General features: G+C 43.6%; 29 protein-coding genes. 14 read left to right on the top strand and 15 right to left on the bottom strand.

Going from position 1 to position 26,267, the window contains the following annotated elements:
• Nucleotides 1–43 precede the first annotated feature (43 nt).
• On the top strand, nucleotides 44–1,297 hold the full coding sequence (rodA, locus tag NIES1031_RS01215) for a rod shape-determining protein RodA (RefSeq protein WP_073547717.1): 1,254 nt from the start codon (nucleotides 44–46) through the stop codon (nucleotides 1,295–1,297).
• A 312-nt stretch (nucleotides 1,298–1,609) separates the two neighbouring features.
• Here the strand turns inward: rodA and NIES1031_RS26565 are convergent, their stop codons facing one another.
• The gene (locus tag NIES1031_RS26565) at nucleotides 1,610–1,816 is read right to left on the bottom strand and encodes a helix-turn-helix domain-containing protein (protein ID WP_073547716.1); all 207 of its coding nucleotides are present in this window, start codon (nucleotides 1,814–1,816) and stop codon (nucleotides 1,610–1,612) included.
• 492 nt (nucleotides 1,817–2,308) lie between these two features.
• Here NIES1031_RS26565 and NIES1031_RS25355 point away from each other — a divergent pair, with 492 nt between their 5' ends.
• The 4 genes from NIES1031_RS25355 (at nucleotide 2,309) to NIES1031_RS25340 (ending at nucleotide 3,540) form a co-directional block, all read left to right on the top strand.
• A complete protein-coding gene (locus NIES1031_RS25355; protein WP_236738673.1) occupies nucleotides 2,309–2,533 on the top strand; it encodes a hypothetical protein in 225 nt (74 codons plus the stop codon).
• A 98-nt stretch (nucleotides 2,534–2,631) separates the two neighbouring features.
• Nucleotides 2,632–2,907, top strand: a complete 276-nt coding sequence (locus NIES1031_RS25350; RefSeq protein ID WP_236738672.1) for a hypothetical protein — start codon at nucleotides 2,632–2,634, stop codon at nucleotides 2,905–2,907.
• Entirely contained in the window at nucleotides 2,904–3,125 is a 222-nt protein-coding gene (locus NIES1031_RS25345) for a hypothetical protein (RefSeq protein WP_236738671.1), read from the top strand. The genes NIES1031_RS25350 and NIES1031_RS25345 overlap by 4 nt, the downstream gene beginning before the upstream one ends.
• A gap of 25 nt (nucleotides 3,126–3,150) precedes the next feature.
• Complete coding sequence (locus tag NIES1031_RS25340) at nucleotides 3,151–3,540, top strand: hypothetical protein (RefSeq protein ID WP_236738670.1); 390 nt, start codon at nucleotides 3,151–3,153, stop codon at nucleotides 3,538–3,540.
• 19 nt (nucleotides 3,541–3,559) lie between these two features.
• Here NIES1031_RS25340 and NIES1031_RS01200 read toward each other — a convergent pair whose 3' ends face one another.
• The 5 genes from NIES1031_RS01200 to NIES1031_RS01180 all read right to left on the bottom strand — a co-directional run bounded on the left by NIES1031_RS01200 (nucleotide 3,560) and on the right by NIES1031_RS01180 (nucleotide 8,504).
• Nucleotides 3,560–4,900 (bottom strand): TldD/PmbA family protein, encoded by a 1,341-nt coding sequence (locus NIES1031_RS01200; RefSeq protein ID WP_073547831.1) that lies wholly within the window; start codon nucleotides 4,898–4,900, stop codon nucleotides 3,560–3,562.
• 7 nt (nucleotides 4,901–4,907) lie between these two features.
• Nucleotides 4,908–6,392: a TldD/PmbA family protein gene (locus NIES1031_RS01195; protein WP_407919476.1), complete on the bottom strand. Its 1,485-nt coding sequence runs from the start codon at nucleotides 6,390–6,392 to the stop codon at nucleotides 4,908–4,910.
• 221 nt (nucleotides 6,393–6,613) lie between these two features.
• Nucleotides 6,614–7,066, bottom strand: a complete 453-nt coding sequence (locus NIES1031_RS01190; RefSeq protein WP_073547714.1) for an SRPBCC family protein — start codon at nucleotides 7,064–7,066, stop codon at nucleotides 6,614–6,616.
• Between the two features lie 43 nt (nucleotides 7,067–7,109).
• Complete coding sequence (locus tag NIES1031_RS01185) at nucleotides 7,110–7,442, bottom strand: 2Fe-2S iron-sulfur cluster-binding protein (RefSeq protein WP_073547713.1); 333 nt, start codon at nucleotides 7,440–7,442, stop codon at nucleotides 7,110–7,112.
• Between the two features lie 57 nt (nucleotides 7,443–7,499).
• On the bottom strand, nucleotides 7,500–8,504 hold the full coding sequence (locus NIES1031_RS01180) for a metal ABC transporter solute-binding protein, Zn/Mn family (RefSeq protein ID WP_073547712.1): 1,005 nt from the start codon (nucleotides 8,502–8,504) through the stop codon (nucleotides 7,500–7,502).
• A 46-nt stretch (nucleotides 8,505–8,550) separates the two neighbouring features.
• Here NIES1031_RS01180 and NIES1031_RS01175 point away from each other — a divergent pair, with 46 nt between their 5' ends.
• From NIES1031_RS01175 to NIES1031_RS01165, 3 genes are all read left to right on the top strand, one after another.
• The gene (locus NIES1031_RS01175) at nucleotides 8,551–9,282 is read left to right on the top strand and encodes a metal ABC transporter ATP-binding protein (protein WP_073547711.1); all 732 of its coding nucleotides are present in this window, start codon (nucleotides 8,551–8,553) and stop codon (nucleotides 9,280–9,282) included.
• 31 nt (nucleotides 9,283–9,313) lie between these two features.
• Nucleotides 9,314–10,147, top strand: a complete 834-nt coding sequence (locus tag NIES1031_RS01170; RefSeq protein ID WP_073547710.1) for a metal ABC transporter permease — start codon at nucleotides 9,314–9,316, stop codon at nucleotides 10,145–10,147.
• 210 nt (nucleotides 10,148–10,357) lie between these two features.
• Nucleotides 10,358–10,780 (top strand): tetratricopeptide repeat protein, encoded by a 423-nt coding sequence (locus NIES1031_RS01165; protein ID WP_178378017.1) that lies wholly within the window; start codon nucleotides 10,358–10,360, stop codon nucleotides 10,778–10,780.
• A gap of 221 nt (nucleotides 10,781–11,001) precedes the next feature.
• Here NIES1031_RS01165 and NIES1031_RS01160 read toward each other — a convergent pair whose 3' ends face one another.
• A complete protein-coding gene (locus NIES1031_RS01160) occupies nucleotides 11,002–11,256 on the bottom strand; it encodes a hypothetical protein (protein ID WP_073547708.1) in 255 nt (84 codons plus the stop codon).
• Between the two features lie 333 nt (nucleotides 11,257–11,589).
• On the opposite strand from NIES1031_RS01160, the gene NIES1031_RS01155 reads away from it, so the two are divergent.
• Nucleotides 11,590–11,808: a hypothetical protein gene (locus NIES1031_RS01155; protein ID WP_015189707.1), complete on the top strand. Its 219-nt coding sequence runs from the start codon at nucleotides 11,590–11,592 to the stop codon at nucleotides 11,806–11,808.
• A 12-nt stretch (nucleotides 11,809–11,820) separates the two neighbouring features.
• Here the strand turns inward: NIES1031_RS01155 and NIES1031_RS01150 are convergent, their stop codons facing one another.
• From NIES1031_RS01150 to NIES1031_RS01120, 7 genes are all read right to left on the bottom strand, one after another.
• The gene (locus tag NIES1031_RS01150; RefSeq protein WP_073547707.1) at nucleotides 11,821–12,417 is read right to left on the bottom strand and encodes a hypothetical protein; all 597 of its coding nucleotides are present in this window, start codon (nucleotides 12,415–12,417) and stop codon (nucleotides 11,821–11,823) included.
• Nucleotides 12,418–12,438: 21 nt separating this feature from the next.
• Nucleotides 12,439–13,587, bottom strand: coding sequence for a bifunctional diaminohydroxyphosphoribosylaminopyrimidine deaminase/5-amino-6-(5-phosphoribosylamino)uracil reductase RibD (gene ribD, locus NIES1031_RS01145; protein WP_073547706.1), 1,149 nt, complete (start codon nucleotides 13,585–13,587; stop codon nucleotides 12,439–12,441).
• Nucleotides 13,588–13,832: 245 nt separating this feature from the next.
• Nucleotides 13,833–14,396, bottom strand: a complete 564-nt coding sequence (mreD, locus tag NIES1031_RS01140; RefSeq protein ID WP_178378016.1) for a rod shape-determining protein MreD — start codon at nucleotides 14,394–14,396, stop codon at nucleotides 13,833–13,835.
• A 113-nt stretch (nucleotides 14,397–14,509) separates the two neighbouring features.
• The gene (gene mreC, locus NIES1031_RS01135; protein WP_073547704.1) at nucleotides 14,510–15,262 is read right to left on the bottom strand and encodes a rod shape-determining protein MreC; all 753 of its coding nucleotides are present in this window, start codon (nucleotides 15,260–15,262) and stop codon (nucleotides 14,510–14,512) included.
• 248 nt (nucleotides 15,263–15,510) lie between these two features.
• Entirely contained in the window at nucleotides 15,511–16,515 is a 1,005-nt protein-coding gene (locus tag NIES1031_RS01130; protein WP_041918661.1) for a rod shape-determining protein, read from the bottom strand.
• 254 nt (nucleotides 16,516–16,769) lie between these two features.
• Nucleotides 16,770–18,659: an ABC transporter ATP-binding protein gene (locus tag NIES1031_RS01125; protein ID WP_073547703.1), complete on the bottom strand. Its 1,890-nt coding sequence runs from the start codon at nucleotides 18,657–18,659 to the stop codon at nucleotides 16,770–16,772.
• A 71-nt stretch (nucleotides 18,660–18,730) separates the two neighbouring features.
• Entirely contained in the window at nucleotides 18,731–19,981 is a 1,251-nt protein-coding gene (locus NIES1031_RS01120) for a bifunctional folylpolyglutamate synthase/dihydrofolate synthase (protein WP_073547830.1), read from the bottom strand.
• A 219-nt stretch (nucleotides 19,982–20,200) separates the two neighbouring features.
• Here NIES1031_RS01120 and psaC point away from each other — a divergent pair, with 219 nt between their 5' ends.
• The 4 genes from psaC to NIES1031_RS01105 all read left to right on the top strand — a co-directional run bounded on the left by psaC (nucleotide 20,201) and on the right by NIES1031_RS01105 (nucleotide 23,997).
• On the top strand, nucleotides 20,201–20,449 hold the full coding sequence (gene psaC / locus NIES1031_RS01115; RefSeq protein ID WP_015189585.1) for a photosystem I iron-sulfur center protein PsaC: 249 nt from the start codon (nucleotides 20,201–20,203) through the stop codon (nucleotides 20,447–20,449).
• Between the two features lie 253 nt (nucleotides 20,450–20,702).
• Nucleotides 20,703–22,598 (top strand): glutamine--fructose-6-phosphate transaminase (isomerizing), encoded by a 1,896-nt coding sequence (glmS, locus tag NIES1031_RS01110; protein ID WP_073547702.1) that lies wholly within the window; start codon nucleotides 20,703–20,705, stop codon nucleotides 22,596–22,598.
• A 78-nt stretch (nucleotides 22,599–22,676) separates the two neighbouring features.
• Nucleotides 22,677–22,799 carry a hypothetical protein gene (locus NIES1031_RS25895; RefSeq protein ID WP_269085983.1) on the top strand — a complete coding sequence of 41 codons (123 nt, stop codon included), beginning with the start codon at nucleotides 22,677–22,679 and terminating at the stop codon, nucleotides 22,797–22,799.
• Nucleotides 22,800–22,830: 31 nt separating this feature from the next.
• Nucleotides 22,831–23,997 (top strand): pyridoxal phosphate-dependent aminotransferase, encoded by a 1,167-nt coding sequence (locus NIES1031_RS01105; protein ID WP_073547701.1) that lies wholly within the window; start codon nucleotides 22,831–22,833, stop codon nucleotides 23,995–23,997.
• Here NIES1031_RS01105 and NIES1031_RS01100 read toward each other — a convergent pair.
• Nucleotides 23,991–24,674 (bottom strand): SDR family oxidoreductase, encoded by a 684-nt coding sequence (locus NIES1031_RS01100; protein ID WP_073547700.1) that lies wholly within the window; start codon nucleotides 24,672–24,674, stop codon nucleotides 23,991–23,993. The genes NIES1031_RS01105 and NIES1031_RS01100 overlap by 7 nt on opposite strands.
• Nucleotides 24,675–24,785: 111 nt before the next feature.
• On the opposite strand from NIES1031_RS01100, the gene NIES1031_RS01095 reads away from it, so the two are divergent.
• Nucleotides 24,786–26,219, top strand: coding sequence for a bifunctional orotidine-5'-phosphate decarboxylase/orotate phosphoribosyltransferase (locus tag NIES1031_RS01095; RefSeq protein ID WP_073547699.1), 1,434 nt, complete (start codon nucleotides 24,786–24,788; stop codon nucleotides 26,217–26,219).
• The last annotated feature ends 48 nt before the right edge of the window (nucleotides 26,220–26,267 follow it).

Here is a 26,267-nt window from a genome sequence, read left to right as displayed (position 1 = left end):
CTCAAGTTTCTATCTTTTAAACCCTGACCTGTGTCCTCTTCTAATGTTGCGAATCTTATCATCCCTACGCTGGAAATATCTACTAGCACCATGGCAACAAGTCGATTGGATATTACTGATTGCCGTTGCCGGTTTAACTGTGTTTGGTGGAATCATGATTCGCAGCGCTGAATTGAATCAGGGATTGACCGATTGGTGGCAGCACTGGCTTATTGGTGGTATTGGTCTTGTGCTAGCATTATTCATCGCGCGTTGTCGCTACGAAAACTTGCTTCAATGGCACTGGGTCATTTATACACTGACGAATATCTCGCTCCTAATTGTCATTTTCATCGGTACAACCGCTAAAGGTGCGCAGCGTTGGATCGGTATTGGTGGCTTTAATGTCCAGCCGTCAGAATTCGCTAAAATTGGCGTCGTTATCACCTTAGCCGCACTTTTGCACTCACGCACCGCCGCAACCATTCCATCCGTCATCCGAGCTTTAGCTGTGACTGCGGTTCCTTGGTTGTTGGTATTCATTCAACCTGATTTAGGCACATCGCTTGTTTTCGGTGCAATTACACTGGGAATGCTTTATTGGGGAAATGCCAACCCTGGTTGGTTAATTTTACTTGTTTCTCCAATTATTGCTGTCATTTTATTTAACATTTATCTACCTGCATGGTTCGCCTGGACTGCAACAATGAGTTTTATTGCGTGGCGAACTTTACCCTGGCGATGGTTAGGGGCGTTGGGTGCGATCGCCGTTAATTTTGCGGCGGGTCAATTAGGTTTCATTCTTTGGGGATTGTTGCAAGACTACCAAAAAAATCGCTTGATTTTGTTCCTCAATCCAGAAAAAGATCCGCTTGGCGGCGGCTACCATCTCATTCAATCGCGAATTGCGATCGGCGCAGGTGAATTGTGGGGACAAGGTTTATATCAAGGAACGCAAACGCAGCTTAACTTCGTCCCAGAACAACACACCGATTTTATTTTCTCGGCGATTGGCGAAGAACTCGGCTTTGTCGGTGGTTTAGCGGTGTTGTTTGTCTTTTGGTTGATTTGTTTGCGCTTAGTCGTTATTGCACAAACTGCTAAAGACAACTTTGGCTCTTTATTGGCGATTGGTGTGTTATCGATGATCGTTTTTCAGGCGATCGTTAATATTGCGATGACGATTGGTCTTGCACCTGTCACCGGAATTCCTCTACCGTGGTTGAGTTATGGACGATCTGCATTACTTACTAACTTCATTGCGATCGGCATTGTCGAATCTGTCGCCAACTATCGCCAAAAACGACTTAAATATTAATTGCGTAATAATGGCTAGACAAGTTATCTAAATTAAGGCTGGTAATTGGTAATGGATAATAGCTATTATCGCTGTGTGTCAAGAATTCTGGCACTACCAACATATACTTTCGCTGCGAGAATTCCCTGATTTCGAACCCCTGATACCGTTTCACCAAATAAAAACGACAAATCATTTCTCCTTCTGGAGTGCGCCCGTAGAATCCAGCAACGTCGATTGCTTTTTGCCAGTCTTGGTATTTGCGTGCGATCGCTTGGGGATGATTTTCAGGACTAATCGCTTGTTTTACTTGATGATATGTAGAATCATCTACTATCTTAATATCTTAAATTTTTCTGCTTTTCGTCTTAAAACCGACTTAAAATTACTCTTGGTTACTTTCTCTCCTAGTGCTGTTGAAAGTAGCTGCCACAATTGAAAGCCAACGAACTTTATGTAATCAGGTTCATAATTAGTTCTTTCTGCCATCTCTGCATAGGTTAATTTTTGCCATGTCAGGCGGAGTCTAAGTTCCTGCACGTCAGTCAGTCTTTACTGTTGCAAAAGTTTATCCAATAAGCGTGGTGCTTCTTCTGCGTCCATCCGCGATCGCTCCCTGATTCCTCAATTTTTTAGACAGTAGGGGTAAGTTGGGGAAAATATGCATCTAAATATTTTTCAGTATAAATACTGAAAAATTCACCATAAATGTAGCATTTAAAACATTACTTCATAAGCGATCATTCCGAATTAACCCATGTCAGAATTTTGAACCAGCACAATCGTTGTAAGAGTTAGCAATTTATTAACTAGAGGCAAGATTGTTGCTACAAGACGATACTTTTATCCTATTCAAAGTTATTTAAAATACCGATAACTTGCTTGGCTTTGATAACTTGAGACACTTGAACGTCAATTGATATCACTTGCGTTACCGATTAAAAATTGCATTCTCTAGTTCCTAAATTCTTGATAACCGTTGAACGATTCCTCTCCAACATAATATTACCCTGTGCGTACCTTTACCATTGTTTGGTTTGGTCAACTTGTCTTTACCATCGGCAGTTATATGACCGAGTTTGCCCTGATAATTTGGGCTGGGAAACTGACAAGTTCAGCGACAGCATTGGCACTTGTCGGCTTTTTTCGCAATTACCACGCATTCAGATTACTCTGTTTGCAGGCATCATTGTCGATTGCTTCAATCGTAAGCGGTTGATGCTCTTAGGAGATGCAATTGCTACTGTATCTTACTGATAACTTACAAATATGGCATCTTTACTTAACAAGTGCGGTTAATGGTAGTTTTGGGCAAATGTCAGCAGCTTGCCTACTCAACCTCGATTGCAATAATTGTGCCACAACAGCACTATATCCGCGCTATGGGTTTGATCGTACACTATGGTTCTGCGAGCTTTGCTCCGGCGTTGGCTGGTAGTCTTTATCCTGTAGTTGGACTGTTATGTATTCTCTTAATTGATTTAACAACTTTTACCGTAGCGATCGCCACATTGGTTGCTGTTAATATCCCCCAGCCATCGCGTCCTGATGCCAATCAGCAAGTTTTAGAGACTCTGACTTTTGGACGGCGCTTTATCTGGAATCACCGAGGTTTAGTGCTTTATTGGTGACAACTGCCCTATTTTGGTTTGCGCATGACCTTGGAGGAGCCTTTTACGACCCGATGATTCTCGCACGTACCGATAGTAGTGCTCAAGTTTTAGGCAGTGTTGCGGCATCTGCTGGGGTTGGAGGCGTCACAGGTGCATTTATTATCAGTGTTTGGGGTGATCCTCAGCGGCGTATTGATGGCATGCTGCTAGGATTTATTGGGGCAGGGTTAGAGTAAAACTGTCTTTGGCTTAGGGCGTACAATGTTTGTGTGGATTCCTGCACAATTTTGCTCCTCGTTAAATTTCCCACTGCTGAGTAGTGATGAAACGGCACTTTGGATGGCAAACGTGGCTCCAGAGATACAAGGGCGGGTATTTGCCGCGAATGCTTTAATTTTACAAATTGTGTCGGCGATCGCAATTTTTATTGCTGATCCTTTAGCAGAGCGAGTATTTGAACCCGCCATGTCACATAGAGGAATAGCAACTATCCTAGGTGGTATCTTTAGCAGTAGTTCTGGTTCTGGGATGGCAGTTTTGTATGTTATCACCGCCATCTGTTTATTACTAGTTGGCTGTGGCGGCTTCGCCTACCGAGAATTGCGAGATTTAGAAGATATAGAACCAAATTGCACTACTGATACTAAATAGACTGAAAACAGGTATTACTTTACTCACCAGTAATTGAAAGATTATCAACCCAAATTTTTGGACAAACTCCTGTTGGTGTTAATTCAGGTTCTTGCTCGACAAAAACGATTGACTGCAATAATTCTAGAAAATCTCCTGCTACCGTTGCAGACTCAATACTTGTTTTTTTACCGTTGTTGACTATCCAACCGTCAAACGGAAGAGAAAAAGAACCTTGTAACGCTTTAACACCTGCATGAAGCGCTTGCACGTCATCAATAAAAATGATATTTTCCGCACTATCTAAACTATATTCTTGCGATGCATTTTCCCCAGGAAATACGTGATAAAAATGCGAACTTACACTAACTTTTGCACCAATATTTGCATGACCTGTAGGTTGAGTATTAAACCGTTTTGCTGTACCTGCACTATGGATAAAATTGCTTAAAACTCCATTAGTAATTAAGGCAATTCGTCGCGTTGGTGTTCCTTCACCATCAAAAGTTTCTGCGGCAATATTCTCAGGATGCAACGCATCATCACACACTGAAAGTAAAGGTGAAGCAATTTGTTTGCCTAAAGATTCTGGTGTAGAAAGACTTTGCTTATCTAAGATATTTTGGGCATTAAAAAGATTAGAAAAAGCACCTAATAAACTTAAAAAAGCTTCTGGTGAGAAAACAACGCGATATTTGCCTGATTTAATTTTTTCGTAATCCAAATGGCTAATTGTCTTCTCTGCTGCTTCTTGTACGCAACCTTGTAAATCAATTTGTTCTAAACTACGATTAATCCGAAAAGCGCCAGCACTACGAGGTTTTTTGCCTTCTTGTTCGGTCTTGGTGTAAAGATAAATTGATGTATAGGAACGCGCTTCATTACGCATTGCGCCGTTACTATTCAGGTAGAAGCGGCTAAAATCTCTTTGAGATAAGCCGTTATACGGTACGCCTTTGATTGCAGGATGCGCTTGTAAGAGTTTTTTTTCAGCTTCAATCAAAGTGTCAATGAGTTGTGAAACTGGTGCTTGGGGGGCTGTTGCTTCGGTATCGGCTTTCAGTTCAGCAGTAGCTTCAGGGCTAAAGTCAGGGACATTTTCTTTGACTCCAAAGAAACTTGCTTCATAAGCTGTTTTTAAAGCTAAATCAATACCATCACGATCAACATCAGTAGTGCTGGTTACTCCAACGGTATTATCTTTATTCCAGACGCGTACAATGACACTGGAACGATTCGAGGCTTTGACTTGTTTGGGTTCACCGCTATCAACTTGAACGCTGGTTTCGTCAACGGATGAACCATAAATATCAAATTTTTTTATCCCCAGGCGTTCTGCACTTGCTTGCGTATATCCTGCAAGTTCATCAATATTAGGCATAATCAATCTATCTTCCACCGACAGTAATCGAATCAACTTTGATGTGGGGTTGACCTACGGTAACGTAAACACTACCGCTAACCGAACCGCAGAATCCTGCTGCGAGTCCTAAGTCTTGCGAACACATCGAAATTTTGTTCATAATCTCTTGCGCGTCACCAATTAAGGTAGCGCCTTTGAGGGGTTTGGTAATTTTGCCGTTTTCAATCAGGTAAGCTTCATCGACAGCGAAGTTAAATTGTCCTGTAGGACCAACGCTACCACCGCCCATTTTCTTGCAGTATATCCCTTTGTCGATCGAGGCAAATAAGTCTTCGTTGGTGTAGTTTCCTGGTGCGATGTACGTGTTACGCATCCTTGATGCAGCTGCATATGTGTAGTTTTGGCGGCGTCCGCTACCAGTGCGAGGGTGTCCGGTACGCATTGAACCGGTGCGATCGCTGATAAAATTCTTCAAAATGCCGTTTTCGATCAACAATGTTCTTTGCGCTGGCATTCCTTCATCGTCCATGTCAATCGTCCCAAAGGCATCTTGAGAAAGCCCTTCATCCCAAGCTGTCAGGCTTTCATGGGCAATTTTTTCGCCTTTCTTATCTGCAAATGGAGTTGTTTTCCGCTCAATTTGGGTGGTTTCTAGTAAGTGTCCGCAAGCTTCGTGGAAGATCACGCCCCCAAACTCGTTTGCCATGATGATGGGGTAATTACCGGATTCTACATAGTCGGCGTAAAGCATTTTTCCAGCCGATTCGGCGACTTCTTCAGCATCAGTTTGATAGTTCCAACTTCTTAAGAAGTCGGGTTCGCTGGTGCTTCCAACGCGCTTACTAATCGATGAACGATTTGCCCCATCGGCACACAAAAGGTTATAACCTACAGATTGTGTCAGGCGGATGTCTCTAGCGAAAGTTCCATCACTCGCTGCAACTAAAACTTCTTGCCAATCACGGAAATACACTGCACGTCTTGATTGTACGTGAGTTGCTTTTTGTTTTAACTGCGCATTAGCGTCGAGGAGGATTTCACCCATTTCGCGCATGGAACTGCATCCTGCAAGCCAAGACTCTTTACCTTTTTTGGTGGCGTAGTCGCGCAAAAGTTCTAGGTTAATTTCTGGAACATAACCGTTAGGTGCAGGAAGTTGTAATCCTAAGATCGATAAGCCTTTTTCTAAAGCGGCTTTGAGTCCTGTAAATGATAAATCGTTGGTGCTGACGTAGCAATCGGCTTTACCGCGAAAAACTCGGACGCCTGCACCTGTCGATAGTCGTGGAGAAATGCTGGTAATCGTGTCGTCTTCGGCTAGACAGTTGATATAGTTGACTCGCTCTAAGAAAAATTCAACAAAATCAGCCCCTGCTGCACGCCCTAAGCCTAAAAGAGTCGATAATGGTGCTTCCCAAGTTTCATCGAAGCGATCGCGTGTTGAGCTATATTGCAGGTTTGGTAGTTCCCTGGTTAGCAGTAAGGTACTGGGATGCATGGAGAGCGTCATCGGTGCAGCGTCCTTCAATGGGTTGATTGACTATTCTCAAGTCTAGCAAATTCTTTTTTTGTTCTGATTTAGTTTGATTTAGTTTGAGTGTAGAGTTTCTTACTTGATGGAAACAAAGTTTATACTTTTACGAACCACAGAGGCACAGAGAATGCTGAGTAAAGAAAATTGAGGTTTTGTTTTTATTGTTTTTATTTGCTCATACTTAACTACTAATAAGTTTAATGATGAACTCGACATTCTCGTTGTGTAACTTCGTGGCGATAGCGAAATACTTGATCGAGTTGCATCATCACTAACCAACTAGCAAAGAAATCTGTTAAAAATCCACCAGGTAAGCTAAAATCGATATCATCAGTTAGCAAAGTTTTATGAGCTTCTGCTGTAAACTGATGACGATGTTTCCAATATTTAAGTGGTCCTTCACGCTGTTCGTCTGTAAAGAAATGGTATCTACTGTATTCAGTGTGAATCGTTACCCATCGTAGGGGAATAAGACCCAAAAATATATTGAATTCGGTTGTTGCTCCTACATCTAATCCTTCTTCGTGACTTATTACTTGAATTGGTTGCCAAGGCGGAGTAAGAAGATTGAGTATATCAGGACGCTCGTAAAAATTCCAAACGACTTCTACAGGTGTATCAATCAGTGAAGAATATTTAAATCTAACCATTAATTATTAGTTGAAAGTTTTCTTATATTACTGCTACTCCTAATTATCCGCTTTGCTTAGTAGAATAATACAAAGAAGAATGGTATAAAACTTTTTCTTGATGCGTTTGTAAAGTACAATCTGAGAGTGGATAGGCTACGCAAGTAAGCGTGTAGCCTGCTGCAATTTCTGCGGGTTGTAAAAATCTCTGTTCGCTTTGATCGACTTCTCCACTAATGATTTTGGCAACACAGGCGGAACAGTTTCCTTGATGACAACCCGCAGGTAAACGAATCCCCGCTTCTTCTGCTATATCAAGAATATATTGATCTTCAGGAACCAAAATCGTGCAGTCAAGTGCCATATCAGGATTTACTAATCGCACTTGATAGATCATTGTGAGAATATTAGGAGTGAGTTAATAAGAGTTACCATACCACGTTCCCAACTCAAATTAATTTAAGCTAGCTACTTGGGGCGGAGTATAGTGACCTCCTAGCCCTTCGACAATAGTACGAGTATTGGCAATGAGCTTGTTTTGGTAGGTATCCGCATCGGTTCCTGGTTCTCCTAAGCCATCGGCAAAAAGCTTACGTTCAGACACTTGTACATTAGCTTCTCTAGCAACAGTTTGAATTAACCTCGGATTGATCGTTGCTTCTGCAAAGATTGTGGGTACGCTTGATTGTCGAATATCTTTGACAAGTTCACTGACTCTAGCAGCCGTAGGCGCTTCTTCTGTACTAATACCTCTAAGTGTTCCTTCTATGGGAATACCATATGCTTGAGCAAAGTAATTCATGGCATCGTGAGTAGTTACTAACTTACGATTCTGGGGCGGAATTGTCGCAATTTGTGATTTAATCCATGCATCGATTTGAGCGAGTTCGCTCGTAATGAGTTGGACGTTACTGTTGTAGAGTGAGGCGTGATTTGGTGCGACTTGCTCTAGGTTATCGCGAATAGTTTCTACCATGCGGATACCATTTTGAGCGCTGTGCCATACATGAGGATCGGGTGCAGTTTCCTCCGACACATGTGAGTGGTCGTGGTCGTGGCTGTGCGGTTCTGCCATAATTGGTTGTAAAACCGCAACTTCGTGTACGGCAACTTTAGGTGCAGGATTACTCGTCGCTTCAATTAATTTGATTAAAGCTGGTTCAAAATCGTAACCACCATATAAAATTAAATCGGCTTGGTCGATCGCTTTGCGGTCTTCAGGTGTAGGTTGATACAAATGGGGGTCTTCTCCTGCTGCAACTAGACACGTTAAATCAATGGTTTCAGCCGCAACCTGTTGTGTCATATCACATAACACGCTTGTGGTGGCAATTACCGATGGGCGATCGCCTGCGGGTTGTGATGTTGTCTCTTGTCCTGTCGGAGTAGGAGTTGAATTACAGCCGATTAACCCCAACGTTATCGTTAGGACAATTTGCTTATAACGTTTGTGTAACATTTTGGACTGAGGTTGTTTTGATTATCATTATCATTCTAAGAGAGCCATGTTAGAGGTTCAGCACTTAGCTGTCAACTACCAAGGAATTTCTGCTGTTGAGGATGTAAGCTTTTGCTTAGAACCAGGGCAAATTGTTGGCGTGATTGGTCCAAATGGAGCAGGAAAAAGTACACTTGTCAAGGGTATTTTGGGTTTAGTCCCAACGGCGAGTGGTAAAGTGAGGTACAGGGCGCGATCGCTCAAACAGCAATTACACTCAGTTGCCTATGTACCGCAAAGATCCGCGATTGACTGGGACTACCCAATTACTGTAGAACGTGTTGTTTTGATGGGACGCACCGTGCATACGGGTTGGTTGCGCGAACATAGCCGTCAAGCGAAAGAAGTTGTTGCGGCGGCGATGGAACGTGTTGGAATTTATGATTTACGACGGCGGGTGATTGGAGAATTGTCGGGAGGACAGCAACAGCGCGTATTCTTAGCGCGTACACTAGCGCAAGAGGCGGAATTGTTCTTTTTTGACGAACCTTTTGTAGGAGTTGATAAAAAGACAGAATCAATTATGTTTGAGGTTTTTGAGGAACTAAAAGACCAAGGAAAAATTTTGTTACTGATTACGCACGATTTGGGTGGTACATTAACGCAGTGTGATCGCCTATTACTTTTGAATCGCAAAATCATCGCGAATGGTTCGTTGAGAGAAGTTTTTACCGCAGAAAATATACAACGCACGTACGGCGATGGCTTGCTACTTTTAAGCAAGCAGTTTTTTGCCTAAACAGTACTCTTTATTGACTATTGAATACTCTATGAATTGGTTAACTGAACCGCTCAGTTTTGAATTTATGCGTCAAGCGATCGCAACTGCGGTTTTACTCGGAATCTTGTGTGCGGTTGTGGGAACCTATTTAATTTTACAACGGATGGGCTTATTAGGCGATGTCATTGCTCATGCGGTGTTACCAGGACTTGCGATCGCGTTTTTCTTTGGTATGGATATCTTTCTAGGAGCCTTTGTTTCTGGTACATTCAGCACCTTTGTTATTGCTTGGATTCAGTCACAATCTCGTGTCAAAGTTGATGTGGCAATGGCATTAGTTTTCTCAGGTTTCTTAGCATTAGGAATTACATTAATTACTGTTTTGAGAAGTAAAATAGACCTACATCAATTTCTGTTTGGCGACATTTTAGGCGTCACTAATTCAGATGTGTGGCGCACTTTATTTATTACAGTTATTGTCCTCCTCTTAGTCAAAGTTTTTTATAAGGAATTGCTGTTTTATACCTTCGATCCTTTAGGAGCGCAAGCAATGGGATTACCCGTAAATTTAATTCATTTTGGGCTAACTGCCGTAATTACTTTAACAATTATTGCTAGTATGCAAGCGGTGGGAGTTGTGCTTGTTGTATCTCTCTTAATTGGTCCTGGAACTACAGCTTACTTACTTGTGAAAGAACTCCATCAAATGATGATATTAGGTGCGGGGTTCGGGATTGTCAGTAGTGTTAGTGGTATGTATCTTAGCTACTATTTAAATATTCCTTCGGGTGCAGCGATTGTCCTAGTAGTTTCTGGATTATTTCTGCTGGCTTTATTATTCAGTCCTCGTCAAGGAATTTTAACGCGGGCAAGAGTTCATTAATTCTATACTTATCCTGTGTTTGCTTTTGCCTTGCTGCTGTCACAGGCACTGGATATAACCGATACAGTTTGCTAGGCGATCGCCACTTTCAATATATTGTTGAAATATTTACAATAGTTACCGTAATTTCAACAGCACGATCAGGTACTAAGTAGACTACCTTGAGGTTGTGGGCTTACCTGATGTGATGTACTTACTATGGCTGTAATAATGACTAGCTTCGACAAAACAGCAGATCCAACGAATATTTACCAAATTTGGTTTGCTAGAGGTGCAGCTTTAGCTAACTCAGGTCACTATCGAGAAGCGCTAGCTAACCTAGACAAAGCTGTGACGATTCGAGAAGACGATCCGAGTAGTTGGGTATTACGCGCAGTAGTACTGGTACATTTAGAACGCTACTCTGAAGCTTTAAGCAGTTGTGAAAAAGCTTTAGAACTAGACTCTAAGCATCAAGAAGCATGGCTGATTCGCGGTGCGGCGTTGCATTATCTAGGTCGCTATCAACAGTCATACACGAGTTACAACAAAGCACTAGGGATAAATCGTCAATCGTGGTGGCAAAGAATCACGCAGACATGGTACAAGCTACGTGGCATTCAAGACCCTGACAAGATGAATAAGGTAGCTTAAATCTGCTTTTTTAATTGCAATTTATCTGAGCCAAGATAGCTAACGACAGCTATCCTGGCGGTAAAATGTAGATGTGATGCGGTTCTTCGATCAGCTACGGCTGAATTCAATTTATTAGCTATAAGTACCAATTGCTAACCGCTTTCACAGAATCTTAGCTTGGTAGCGTTTTTCTTGGCGCTAAACTCTTTTTTGTCAAACTCACGTTGATTTAACACACACTAATCTTGAGAAGGCTGCGCGTTCGATAGACCGACTTCCGCAGCAGAACGGCTCAGCATCGACTGTTGTAACTGTTCTTCTTGCTGGCGCTGTTCAATCATTAATTCTCTAGCTTCTTCTGCGGTATGACTACCAGGTGGTGTATTAACTTCTGCCTCAGAACGGCTTAACATTGATTGTTGTAAATGTTCCTCTTGCTGGCGTTGTTGTACCATTGCTTCGCGAGCTTCTTGTTCGATATTTTCAGTACTCATACTGAAACTCCCTCGATTGACTTCACCTTAAGTTTAAGAAATTTGGGGAAGCTTGGAGCAGTCTGTTGGTTTTTGTTAAGCAAGCAGGTATAGCGAGAAATTGCTTGTTTCAAGCGCAAGTGAGGGCTATTAGGCGGTCATTATTCGCCACTAGCGTACGGCATTTAACGAAAACCGCGAGACTAAAATAAGCGATTTTGTCAAGTTATCGATCGCTTTGTTAAGTAATTTGTAACTCTTGTGTCGTGTTGTGTGGTCTTGTGCAAAATAGTAGTTTCGTTGGGTATTCTCGTAAAAGATAAAGGAAATCTTAATTTTTTCAGCAGAGGTTTTATGACTCCCACAGTCCTGCGTCAGCTTTGGTCTGTAGTTGAAACAACACAGTCAAACACTCTGTTAAAACTCGATGATGCACATCTAGTGCAGTGGTTACTCAAGCAAACCAAGTTGAAAACGTCGCTAAATCAAAGCGAACTTGATATTCTCAGCGACTATATTCGCTCGCGGTTAAACTTAATTCGCGATTTGGCAGAAAATCGGCAAGCTTCTTGATCGACAAAACTGCTACTGCTCTGATGTTGGTTCCAGGGGAGGAAACGCGGCAGGTAATGGTTGTGTTTGACTTGAAGAAGCAAAGGTACGAGAAACTAGGGCATAACCAAGATAAGCCGGTAAGGTCATGGCTACCAAAACAGCGATCGCCGCAAACCAGTTTAATGGTTGCCAAGATGGACCGTAATGGCTGCGATATGGTTCGTGCTTGAGATATTCTGATTTGACAATTTCGCGTAAAGCAATTGGTCGCTTGAATCGAATTCGGCGATCATCAAGTTTTTCTAACATAATCCAACCTGATTCTGCTTCTTCTTGACACAACTTTTGCAGAACCTGTGAATCGCGAAATACGTTGCGGTTAGCGCGGACAATTTTAAATTCCCAACCGACGAGACGCGGATCTTTAAGCGATTGCTTCGCAGCGCCATTTTGTTGTGATTGTGGCTCGATGAGTGTATTTTCTTTAGTTTCGTATTGCGTCAAGATTTCCTCCTCTTCTTCTTGATGAGCTAGTATACGTTGCTGCCAGTGCATCCAGCCACCAAGCACCACCGCCTGAAAACCTAGACTACCGACGAACAAACTACAAACTACAATTTCGAGCATATTGAATGTCTATTATTGCAATTAATGAGAATTCTGCACCAAAAAACTGCTGTCTTGCGGTAAATAACCTTCTACCAAGCAGTCTGACCCTATAGTTTGCCAGCGCACTCGTTCGAGCGCAAGTGCTTGATTCATATTTGTTAAACCCAAGTCGCCGATGGGTGATGGTGCGCCGCTGCCACCAATAATTTTAGGCGCGATGAAGGCGAGAATTTTTTGCACTGATCCTTCGGCGATCGCGCGTGCTGCTAACCTGCCGCCGCATTCCCACAATACCGCTGAAAAACCGCGTGCGTATAAGTTTGCCATTGCCTGAGTTGGTGTCAGCGATGGCAATTCTACCACCTCGACATTTTTTTGGCGTAGGAACTGTTGGAATTGAGGATTAGCGTTTATTTCTGTCAACACGAGCGTTGGAAATTCTGCGGTTTGCCATAAATAGGCTTCGGTAGGTAAGTCAAGTGTGCGACTCATCACCACCCGTAGGGGGTTGTGTGCCTCTGCCTGACGACTAGTTAACCTGGGATTATCGTTTCTGACTGTATTCCCGCCGACAATTACTGCATCACACGCCGCGCGTAGTTGATGAACGAGATTTCGCGCGCTTTGGTTACTAACCCACGCACTATGACCGCTGCTCGTCGCAATTTTGCCATCTAAGGTCATTGCATACTTTAAAATACCAAACGGTCGTTGATGCAGAATGCGATGTACAAAGCCTTCGTTGAGTTGACGGCAATTGTCTTCTTCTACACCGACAACAACTTTAATTCCTGCACTGCGTAACCGCGCAATGCCACGGCCAGCAACGAGTGGATTCGGATCAACCATGCCCACAACGACTTTCGCAACTCCGGCGGCGATTAACGCTTCAGAACACGGGGGAGTACGTCCGTAGTGATTGCAAGGTTCTAAATTGACGTATACCGTAGCGCCACGCGCGCGATCGCCTGCGGCACGCAAAGCAAAAACTTCTGCATGAGGTTGACCAGCACCAGGATGAAACCCTTCCCCAACAATTTCTCCAGCTTGGACAATGACAGATCCTACCAACGGATTCGGTGCGGTGCGACCTAAAGCGCGGCGCGCCAGTTGCAAACACCGCTGCATCATTGCCCGATCAAAGTCGGTGACTTCGGTTTCCTCTGGTTGTAAATCCGCCTGTACCATTTTTGATTCTTAATTGTAGAGCGTGGAAATAACAACGAGCAGGGGTCAGAGGTCAGGACGAGAAGAGTTACTCGTTAAAAGTGTTGAGGTGAGAAGTTCTTTAATTCAAAACTCAAAACTGATAATAATGCCTCTGCACGCGATCACGCGAATAATTTAAAACTCATAACTCAAAACTTTTGTAATGTCCTAACCATTTTGACCATTGTTATCACAGCAGCGGGTAGAGAGAAATAATTATTGAGTTAGTCTTTCATTTTTTCCCACCAACGATTTAGGGGGTAGTATACCACTGGTGCCCACAAGCTACTCACAATTGCAGAAGCTAAAGCAACACGTTGGTAGTACGTCCAAACTTCGGCGAAATTGTTAATACTAGCAGTGTATTTGCCCGCGATCGCTGCACTCCAGAAACTAAATTGCGCTGCTGTAATCACTTCGGCTAAAACTGCCATACCAAAGACAATCAAAGCAACCGAAATAAAGTCTTCCTGAAGATAGCGCTGCTTGCGTAGGCGAGCGGTGATAATTCCTACTACAGCTAAACTCAGCGCGTGTGAGGGCAAAGGTGATGTCATACCATCTTGGAGTAAACCGAGGATGATTCCGGCGATCGCCCCTTGAACAACGGTTCGCTTCACACTCCAAGCAACAACCCAGATCAGTAACCAGTTGGGCGCAGTTCCTGCTAGTTCTATTCCTGGTAAGCGCATTGGTAGCAGTAATAAGCATAAAAAAACTGAGCCAACTGTAACAAGCCAATTTACTATTTGGCGTTGATGCAAACGAGCTCGTGAAATACGGTTCAAAGTTTTTATTCTCCTTGTGGTACTTTAGGAGAGGTCAGGGGTCGGGGATCGGAGGTCAGGGAAAGAGGTGAGTAGGGGAAGAATACTATGATGAACTTCTCTTTCACTCGCCACTATTTCGTTGAGACAACGACCCATTCTATGTAAGACATGGGTGCAGATAAGGCAATTACGGCTTCTGGGGCTGGACTTTTTTGAAGGTTAATCGACTCAACGCGTCCTACAGGTATACCAGCAGGGAAAATTTGGCTATAAGGCGATGTGACTACCATATCTCCTAGACGCACATCGGGAACTTTATCAAAAAACTGCATTACAGCATAATTTGCCGATTGTCCGCGTAAAAATCCCATAAAGCGGCTGCGACTAATCGTTACACCTAATTGACTGCTAGGATCGCTAATTAATAAAACACGACTCGTGTGCGGCGCGACACTTGTGACTCTGCCGACTAGTCCACCTGGGGCAGTCACAATATTACCAACTTGGATTCCCGCTTGGCTACCGCGTCCTAGGGTGATTTGTTGCCACCATTGATCTGCACTGCGACCGATAACAGGGGCGGCGATCGCTGCTTGTGACGAACCTATCTTTTTATAAGACTTATTGACATATCCTAATAACTCCTCAAGCTGTTGATTTTGAGTTTCCAGTTCAGTGACGCGTGTTTCTAGTTCTTGAATTCTGGCATCGTGTAGGTGTAGAACTTGACTTGGATTCGATTGAAAGGGACGCGTTAGCATCTGGTAAACTTCAAGCACAATTGCTCCCTGAGTATGGCGGATTGCCCAGGCAGTAACGAAAGACAGACTTACCAGCACTAGTGTTAGAGCATAGCGCTCCCACCAGCGACGAATGATATACATAGTTTTGCAGTCAGCTTTTAGCTTCTCATTCAGTTGTAGGAGGAAACGTTTTCAGTTATATCCTCTCAGGATGATTACTGTGTATGTAGAGAAGAGGTCAGGGTTATAGGAACATTCCAACTCCTAATCTCTAACATTTCTTCTTATGCATATTGCACAAATCAACAAAGTATGGTAACGAATTTTGCCAAAGTTTTATATCAGGGAAATTCCCTGATCTGTGACTTTCAACTTTTGATCCCTTTAATTTAAATCGTACGCGATCGCGCACTAAATACAGGTTCCATTTGTTTAAATTTCTCTAAAACTCGACCTGTTCCCAACACAACGCAACTTAGGGGATCAGCTGCAATATGAGTCGCAATCCCTGTTTCGTGGCTAATTAATGTATCAAGTCCTTTGAGTAACGCACCACCACCTGCAAGGACAATTCCGCGATCGACAATATCGGCGGCGAGTTCGGGCGGTGTGCGTTCGAGTGTTCGTTTTACTGCCTCAATAATCGTAGACAACGGTTCGATCATGCTTTCGCGAATTTCTGGTTCTTTGATCGTCACAGTGCGCGGTAAACCGGAGAGTAAGTGCAATCCGCGTACTTCCATGACGTTTTCTTCATCATTACGTGTCGGATATGCCGAACCGATACGAATTTTGATTTCCTCGGCGGTTCGTTCGCCAATAACCAAGTTGTAAATTTTCTTCATGTACTGCACGATCGCTTCATTGAGTTCATCGCCAGCCACGCGTACCGATTCACTCACAACTGTGCCAAAAAGACTCAGTACAGCGACTTCTGTTGTCCCGCCACCAATATCGATAATCATATTTCCAACGGCTTCGGTGACAGGAATTCCCGCACCAATCGCAGCGGCTACAGGCTCTTCAATCAAAAATACATCTCTTGCACCCGCTTGCGTTGCCGCATCCATCAGCGCGCGTCGTTCCACACCTGTCACACCTGTAGGAATACCAATTACCATGCGTGGAGAGACAATGCGACCTTCGTGTACGCGTTGGATAAAATGCTTGAGCATGAGTTCAGCGGTATCAAAATCGGCAATGACTCCGTCACGTAAAGGGCGCGTCACAATGACGTTTCCAGGCGTGCGTCCCATCATGCGTTTGGCTTCTTCGCCTACTGCTGGCGGCATTTTGCCATTTTTATCGATCGCAATCACCGAAGGTTCTTGTAGGACAATGCCTTTACCAGAAACATATACCAGGGTATTGGCAGTACCAAGGTCAATACCCATATCTTTTGATAACGAAAACCGATTAAAGAAACCTAAAAAAGCCACGCCTTTCACTCCCCAACGTGCAATAAATTCTTGTCCAGCCGAAGTTAAGATGTCTAGTCGTGCAGGATTGTATTACGTCTAATGTTCTGCGTCTAGTCAAAACGAATTCTTTTTTATCTTTAATTGTAAGTAGTAGGCTATCACTGCTTGCTTGGTCACTGGTAATTGGTGATTGGTAATTGGAAAAATCGTTTATCAGCAATGACCCATTACCCATTACCTATTACCTGATTTAACGCAGGGCGCGTGCGAATTTGATCGCGAGTTCCTGTCGGAATTGAGGCAATCAGCGATCGCGTATATTCTTCTTTCGGATCGCGGTAAATTTCTTCTGCTGCGCCTTGTTCGACGATTTGTCCGCGATTCATGACTAAGATGCGATCGCTCATAAACTTAACAACACTTAAGTCGTGCGAAATAAAAATATAGGTAAGATTAAACTCGGCTTGCAATTCTTTCAACAAATTCAAAACTTGTGCTTGTACCGAGACATCGAGTGATGACACCGATTCATCACAAATAATAAACTTAGGATTGAGCGCGAGTGCTCTAGCAATACAAATGCGTTGACGTTGACCGCCAGAAAATTGATGCGGATAGCGATTCATTTGTTTCGGGTCGATGCCTACGCGTTCTAATAAATAAGCGGCGCGATCGCGGCGTTGACGATGCGATTGACTTGCGGCATGAATGACGAGTGGTTCCATCACTGTATCACCGATTTTCATGCGCGGATCGAGGGAACTAAAGGGATTTTGAAAAATAATTTGCATCTCGCGCCGGAGTTGTTGCAAAGGACGTCCCTTAAGATTTGTTACATCGCGTCCTTCAAAATAGACTTGTCCGCCAATCGGTTCAACAAGTCGTAATAAAGTACGACCTAATGTCGTTTTACCACAACCTGACTCGCCTACTAGTCCTAACGTTTCACCAGGGTAAACTTCAAAAGAAACGCCATTAACGACGAGAAAGTAGCGTTTGGTTCGACCAAATGCGTTACGGATCGGAAAGCCCACTTGTAAATTGCGGACTTGGAGAAGTGGCGATTGTTGTTGTAAGTTTGTTAAGCGTTGCGCTAAGGCTTCTTCACTGACTTGTGGTGGATAAGTCGGTTCTTTGGCTTGAATTTCGACTTCGCCTGTGCGCGTTAACCCGACACTCATAAAGTCTGAGACTGTTAAAAGATACTGCGATCGCTTTTCTAAACTCGGACGACACGCGAGTAAACCTTTAGTATAGGGGTGTTGCGGATGCGTAAAAATTTGTTCAGCAGAACCACATTCAACGATTTTGCCTCGGTACATTACAGCAACTGAGTCGGCAATTTCGGCGATAATTCCCAAATCGTGCGTAATGAACATCATCGACATCTGACGGCGATCGCGCAATTCGCGCAGCAAGTCTAAAATTGTTGCTTGTACAGTGACATCTAATGCAGTTGTTGGTTCGTCGGCGATTAGTAATGCGGGGTCGCACGAAATCGCCATTGCGATCATGACGCGCTGTAGTTGACCGCCAGAAAGTTCGTGGGGATAGCGATCAAGAATTGCTTGCTTTTGCTGCTGAATAAAAAACTCGCGCTGACGCGGATCAATTTGCTGACCTTGTTTTGTCTCGGCGTACTGTTGGCGTAAATCATCATCACTCGGTAGTAATTTGACTTCTTGCAACCGCGCGATCGCTTGTCTTCTTGCTTCTTTTTGCGAGATATTTTGATGCTGCCGAATTGCTTCTATTAACTGAAATCCAATTGTATAAACTGGGTTAAGCGAACTCATCGGCTCTTGAAAAATCATCGCGATTTGTCCGCCTCGGTATTTTTGCATTCGTTCGGGCGGCAGTTCAAGTAAATTAACGGGTTCACTACCGTGATTGCGATCGCGAAACCAAACTTCACCATCTGTAATCACCCCTGGCGACGGAATCAACCCCATAACCGCTAAAGAAGTAACGGATTTACCCGATCCTGACTCGCCGACAATTCCTAGCGTTTGACCGCGTTGCACCTGAAACGAAATTCCGTCAACAGCCTTAACTTGCTTGTCATCACCCAAAAATTCAATATGCAAATTCCGCACGTCTAAGACATCATGACTCATAAAATTTACTATGGAAGATTAACTAAAAATTAACTGGATTTTAACAGGGGTGAGTGGTTAGTGATTAGTGGCTAGTGGAAGCGTGAACTGAGAAAATGACCGACAAGATACAGCGAACCACATAGCACAATGAGGTTATCGGATGTGGCGATTGCAGATGTCAGTGCAGTTTCTACATTTAAATAAGTAGAACACTCAGATAATTGAGGACAGATTTTTTGTGCAAGTCGTGCCAATTGTTCAGGGTCAGCCGAACTATGATCGGGGACAGGAACTAAAAATAAACGGTCATGCGATCGCAACAATGCCTTAAAGATATCGCCATGATCCTTTGTTGAAAGCATTCCCATCACCCACGTTACTGAAGCAACATCGAGAGTATCGACAAATTGACGTAACACTTGCGCCGCAGCCGGATTATGCGCCCCATCAATTAGTAACTCACGACCTTGCCAAGCGTACCACTGTACCCGTCCCAACCACTGCGTTTTTGCCATTCCTTCCACAATTGCTGCTAGCGATATCTTCCATCCTTTTTTTTGCAAGATTTGTATAGCAGCGATCGCCAACGCCGAATTGACCAACTGAAACTCTCCCAACAACGGCAAAGGATACTTAATACCCTCATACTCCGCCCATCTCTGCATTTTTGTCGTTTGTATCTCCAAAGCCTTCTTTACGCACACAGCCGCACACCCCAACTCCTTAACCCGCTGTTGCACCACCGCTTTCGCCTCTGGTGGTAAAGGTCCCACAACCGCCGCACACCCAGGCTTCAAAATTCCCGCCTTTTCCCGCGCAATATCTGCTAAGGTCGGTCCTAGCTGTTGCCAATGTTCGCGGCTAATCGAAGTAATAATACTAACAAGTGGCATCGAACAAACATTCGTTGCATCTAAGCGTCCTCCCAATCCCACCTCTACCACGGCGATATCTACTTGCTGTTCGGCAAAATACAACCAAGCCGCCGCCGTAAAAACTTCAAACTGCGTAGGCAATTCTTGCTGTGAAGGAATCACATTTTGCACGTGCAGCAACAATTTTGCTAACTCTTCGCGCGTAATTGGCTTTTCATTAATACAAATTCGTTCAGTCCAATCAACGAGATGCGGAGATGTATAACGCCCCACGCGATAACCCGCCTGAGTCAACACCGAAGACAAGTAAGCACACACCGAACCTTTACCATTCGTTCCAGCAACATGAATGATTTGTACTCGCTGCTGCGGATTACCGAGATTTGCTAATAATTGCTCGATGCGTTCCAATCCCAGGTGAACGCCAAAGCGCTGAAAAGGTTGCAAAAGAGAATCAAGATCCACTGTCATCAACTACTAGCTTTTAACTTCATTTAAACAGGACTTACGCAACAGTTACCCCAAATGAGCGCTGCTGAGTGACATGGTATGACCCCTGACCCTTTTCTATTACAGAATTTAAAGTTCTGTAGCCTTTTGCTGAAAGCGACTTCCTCTGTGCGGTAAACTATGCGTTGATTATGAGTTTGTCAGAAAAAACGACTCGTTTGGAGCCTTTATTCAATGTCTCATAGCGTCAAAATTTACGATACCTGCATTGGCTGCACTCAATGCGTTCGTGCCTGCCCAACAGACGTGTTGGAAATGGTTCCCTGGGACGGCTGCAAAGCTGGTCAGATTGCTGCATCGCCGCGAACTGAAGATTGTGTAGGTTGCAAGCGGTGTGAAACTGCGTGTCCTACTGACTTCTTAAGCATTCGAGTTTATCTCAGTAATGCTGAAACGACACGGAGTATGGGTCTCGCCTATTGAGAAGTTCCCTTGAATTTCACTGTGGACGAAATCAAATTCCATAGTAAACATCGCAATACACATAATTCAATTCAAGTCAAAGGTAGGGGAAATTTGATTCCCCTTTTTCTTTCTCAAGGTAGAATCAACCACAATACTTCTGTGGTAGGGGTAAAAATTCTATTTATTTAATGAAGAATTCAATTCTTGACGATTTAAAAATCGTTATGTACTTTTGAGAGGCAGAGCATTTAAAGAAGAGTGGTGTTGTAGAATGTGCGGAATTGTTGGTTATATTGGCACTCAAGCAGCTACAGAAATTTTACTTGCTGGGCTAGAAAAACTAGAGTATCGGGGCTACGATTCCGCAGGAATTGCCACAGTCTTTGAAGGTGAAATTCATTGTGTCCGCGCTAAAGGCAAACTCCACAACCTGCGCGAAAAGTTAGAACAAATCGAGAACCCTGCACAAATTGGCATTGGACACACGCGTTGGGCAACGCATGGAAAACCAGAAGAATACAATGCCCATCCGCACATGGATGTGGCAAGGCGTGTAGCAGTTGTGCAAAATGGTATCATCGAAAACTACCGCGAGTTACGCGAAGAACTTAAAGAACTAGGACATGAGTTTCGCTCAGAAACTGATACTGAAGTTATACCGCACCTCATTGCACAATTTCTCAAAGACAATCAATCCTCGCAAAATCCCCACACTTCACCGCTGCTAGAAGCCGTTAGACAAACGGTAAACAAACTTGAAGGAGCGTTTGCGATCGCCGTCATTTCTGCTGACTACCCTGATGAACTCATCATCGCCCGTCAACAAGCACCACTGGCAATTGGCTTTGGGCAAGGAGAATTTTTCTGCGCCTCGGATACTCCCGCTTTAGTACCGCATACGCGTGCAGTATTGACACTAGAAAATGGAGAAGTGGCGAAGTTAACACCTTTGGGTGTAGAAGTGTATAATTTTTCAGGCGATCGCCTGAAAAAACACCCTCGTACGCTTAACTGGAATCCAGTCATGGTAGAAAAACAAGGATTCCGACACTTCATGCTCAAGGAAATCTACGAGCAACCGGGAGTTGTCAGAACATTTATCGAAGCTTACCTCAAACACGATTGGAATCCAGACACGAGTGAAACACCAATCAAACTCAATCTACCAGAACAACTATACGCCAACCTAGAGCAAGTTCAAATCGTTGCTTGTGGTACAAGTTGGCACGCGAGTTTAATTGGGAAGTACTTACTCGAACAACTAGCAGAAATTCCCACAACGGTGCAATATTCCTCAGAATTTCGCTACGCGCCACCACCTTTAACCGCCAATACACTCATGATGGGCGTTACCCAATCGGGAGAAACCGCTGATACTCTCGCCGCATTGGCGATGGAAAAAGAACGCCGTAAAGATGCACCGCCAGAGTACCAAGTTAGATTATTAGGAATTACTAACCGCCTCGATAGTTCGATTGCAACAATCGTGCCGCACTTGATTGATACGCACGCAGGAATAGAAATCGGTGTAGCAGCAACGAAGAGTTTTATTTCTCAATTGTTGGCGTTTTACTGCTTAGCGTTAGATTTGGGCTTTCGCCGCAAAACACTATCGCCACAGCGTTTGCAAGAAATTCTGGCAGGGATACGTCAATTACCCGCGCAAATTGAATTAATCTTAGAAAGCCAAGAACGTTATATTCAAGAGTTGACGCATCAGTTTAACGACACGCAAGACTTTATTTTTATTGGACGCGGTATTAATTTCCCGATCGCTTTGGAAGCTGCGCTGAAGTTAAAAGAAATCAGCTACATTCATGCGGAAGGTTATCCGGCTGGAGAACTTAAACACGGTCCGATCGCGTTACTCGATGCTAAAGTGCCTGTAGTGGCGATCGCAATGCCTGGTAGTGTTTACGAGAAGGTTTTATCTAATGCGCAAGAAGCCAAAGCGCGTGACTCGCGTCTAGTTGGGGTAACTTCAATGGACGATTCCGAAGCAGCGGAAACCTTTGATGACTTGATTCCTGTCCCAGCGGTGGAAGAATTACTGTCACCAATTATTAGCGTAATTCCTTTACAACTCTTGGCATATCATATTGCGGCGCGTCGCGGCTTAGACGTCGATCAGCCACGAAATTTAGCAAAATCAGTAACTGTGGAATAGACTTGCAAGAAATGCGATCGCACTCAAGCTGAAACTGAAACCACGGGCGTGCGTAGCGTCATCTCTTAAAATGAGTTCATGAACGCTGACTTAATTCCTTTTCTTGTTGGTGCGAGTTTACTCGTTGCTTACCTCATCTTTTCGGCAAAGACAGAGATGGGAACGAAACTTTTCTGGAAAAAGAAACCGCCAACGCGCTAAATTTGGGAGATTGACGTACGAATCGCAGACAATGGAAACCGTAACAACGTCGCGGATGCAGGCGGTACAGTCGCCAGTGATTCCGATCGTGGGAGAACTGATTCGCAGTTTTCCTGGCACAATTTCTTTAGGGCAAGGTGTTGTATACTATCCACCACCACCGGAAGCGACAAATCTCACTCAATTCTTTGCCGATCCAGCGAATCATCAATACAAAGCTATTGAAGGTATTCCGTCTCTGATTGCAGTAATCAAAACAAAACTGCAAACTTTTAATGATATTGCGCTTGACAAGCGATGCATTATGGTAACGGCTGGTAGCAATATGGGATTTCTGAATGCGCTGCTAGCCATTACTTCAGTGGGTGATGAAGTAATTCTCCAGACACCTTACTATTTCAATCATGAAATGGCAGTCCAAATTGCAGGGTGTCATCCGGTATTTGTAGCGACTGATGAAAATTACCAATTACGCCCCGAAGCGATTGCCGAAGCAATTACACAAAAAACCAAAGCTGTGGTGACAATTTCACCGAATAACCCGACTGGTGCAGTTTATTCAGAAGCAGCATTACGGGAAGTTAATCAACTGTGTCGCGATCGCGGAATTTATCACATCAGTGACGAAGCTTACGAATACTTTACCTACGATGGCGTCAAACACGTTTCACCTGGGGCGTTTTCTCAGAGTCATACACACACAATATCGCTATACAGTCTTTCTAAAGCCTATGGATTTGCGAGTTGGCGCATTGGTTACATGGTGATTCCCGAACACTTACTGGTTCCCATCAAAAAAGTTCAAGACACAAACTTGATTTGTCCGCCCGTCATTTCTCAATACGCCGCATTAGGTGCATTACAAACAGGATTTAATTATTGCCAAAGTCATATTCAAGTGATCGCCAATGTTCGTCAAGTTGTTGTACACTCACTGAACGCCCTGCAAGGCTTGTGTACAATTGCACCCGCGAATGGTGCTTTTTACTTTTTCCTCAAGGTACATGCGCAATTAGATCCCTTTGAATTAACCGAACGCCTCATCCGCGAACATCGAGTCGCAGTACTTCCAGGGACAGCATTTGGTATGGATCGCGGTTGTTACCTCCGCGTCGCCTATGGCGCATTACAAGAAGCAACAGCCAAAGAGGGTGTAGAACGATTAGTCAAAGGTTTACACGCGATTGTAGCTTATTGAGGAACTGTTAATGGCGAACCATTGTATCTTGAATTTAGTTGCAGTAGAAAAGGAACAGCTTGACGACTCCATTCTTGTAGAGGTGTGTAATCAGCTGCTTCTTCGCCAAAACAGATTTCTAGCATATCGGTGTGAATAATTCCTGGATTGAGGGGAATTGCTGCCATACCATCTGGTAATTCTTGCGCAAGCGATCGCGTCAAGCCTTCAATCGCCCACTTAGAAGCACAATAAGGTGCAACTTCTGGTGAAGTCGAACGTCCCCAACCCGAACTAAAATTGACAATGATGCCTTGCTTTCTTTGGATCATTGCAGGAACAAAGTGGCGAATGACATTAGTTACGCCAATAATATTCACATTGATAACGCGCGCAAATTCCTCCGCAGTTACTTTCCATAAAGGCGCTAATTGATTGATAACGCCTGCATTGTTCAGCAATAAATCGGGTGGTTTGTAGTTTGCGAGTACGTGTTTTGCCCAATCTGCTACTTGTTGATCTACCGCCACATCAACGACGGTAAAACTATGCGGTGAACCGAATTGCTGACGCAGTTTTTCTATTGCTGTTTGCGATCGCGCACAACCAATAACAGTATGCCCTGCTTTGATAAACGCCTCGGTCATTGCCAATCCCAGACCGCGACTCACTCCTGTAATGACAATTAGCTGTTTCATGATGCAATTTTACAGCTTGCGGATAGAAAATCCAAGCTCTGCTTGACACGTGTATGATGTGAGGGGTGAGGAGTGAAGCGATGATACCCTAGCTGACTAATCGAGATAGTTATGACGTTTTTTGACAAATTAAATACGGCGATCGCGCGGAATGATAGCTTGCTGTTTGTCGGACTCGATCCTAATCCTGAAATGATGCCGCAGCATAAAACGGGAGATTTGATCGAAGACTTGTGGACATGGCTGCAATTTCTCATTTCTGAAACCGCTAATTTAGTTTGTGCGTATAAACCGACACTTGGTTTTTACGAAGCTTTAGGTAGTCGAGGATTAGAACTGCTTGAACGTACTTTAGCCGCAATTCCCGACGATATTCCAATTATTTTAGATGCCAAGCATAGCGACTTAAATACGAGTACAACCTTTGCGCGCACGATTTTTCAAAACTGGCAAGTTGATGCAGTTACAATTAATGGCTACGCAGGACAAGATCATGCAGCGTTGTTTTTAGTTCATCCTGATAAAGCCGTATTTGTTTTATGCTGTACTTCTAATCCTGGAGCGATCGCTTTACAGCAATATCCGCAAAACTCATCACCCTTCTACTTACATTTAGCAAGAGAAGCAAAAACGTGGGGAACTCCCGAACAACTCGGATTTGAAGTCGGAACCACAAGTTCTGAAGTCTTGAGTCAGATACGTGCGATTGCGCCGGAAAGATTGATACTTACGCGTAGCATCTGGGCAGAAGGAGGTAATATTAATAAACTTTTAACTGCGGGTTTAAATGCAAATGGTAGCGGTTTACTTATTCCTGTTCCTCAAGATATTTTAAGTCAAGATAATCCCGCTAAAGAAATTTATTCGCTACGTCAAGAAATTAATCAAATTCGCTTAGAAAACAGCCAGGAAGATTCAAATTGTTCTGTTTGGTTGCCAGATGTTTGCCTACTTGATAAACAGCCACATTTTGATCTTATTTTGCAACTGTATGATATTGAATGTATTTTATTTGGTAATTTTGTGCAAGCTTCAGGAGCAACATTTTCTTACTATATAGACTTACGTAAAATTATTTCTAATCCCCAAATTTTTCATCAAATTCTTTTAGCCTATGCAGACATTTTAAAAAATCTAAACTTTGATCGTATCGCAGGCATTCCTTACGGTTCTTTGCCTACTGCTACAGGGTTAGCTTTGCATCTCAATCGCCCGATGATTTTTCCGCGCAAAGAAGTTAAAGCGCATGGTACGCGACGGCTCATTGAAGGATTATTTCATCCTGGCGAAACCGTTGTTGTCGTTGATGATATTTTAATTAGTGGAAAAAGCGCAATGGAAGGAGCCGCAAAACTTGAATCAGCGGGATTGAATGTAGAAGATATTGTTGTATTTATGGATCACGAACAAGGAGTCAAAGATCGGTTACGCCAGAATGGTTATCGCGCGCATTCAGTATTAACGCTTTCTGAAATTACAGAAACGTTGTATAAAGCTGGTAGAATTACTGAGGAGCAATTGAAGGCTTTTGAGGAAAGTTGTTAAGGATTATTAAGGTGTGATTTGAACAAATCGAACTTCAGCGTAGAGGAC

This window comes from Chroogloeocystis siderophila 5.2 s.c.1, assembly GCF_001904655.1.
GTDB classification, from domain to species: Bacteria; Cyanobacteriota; Cyanobacteriia; order Cyanobacteriales; family Chroococcidiopsidaceae; genus Chroogloeocystis; species Chroogloeocystis siderophila.
Note: the sequence above shows the minus strand (reverse complement) of the source record. Positions and strands in the feature narration are given on the sequence as shown.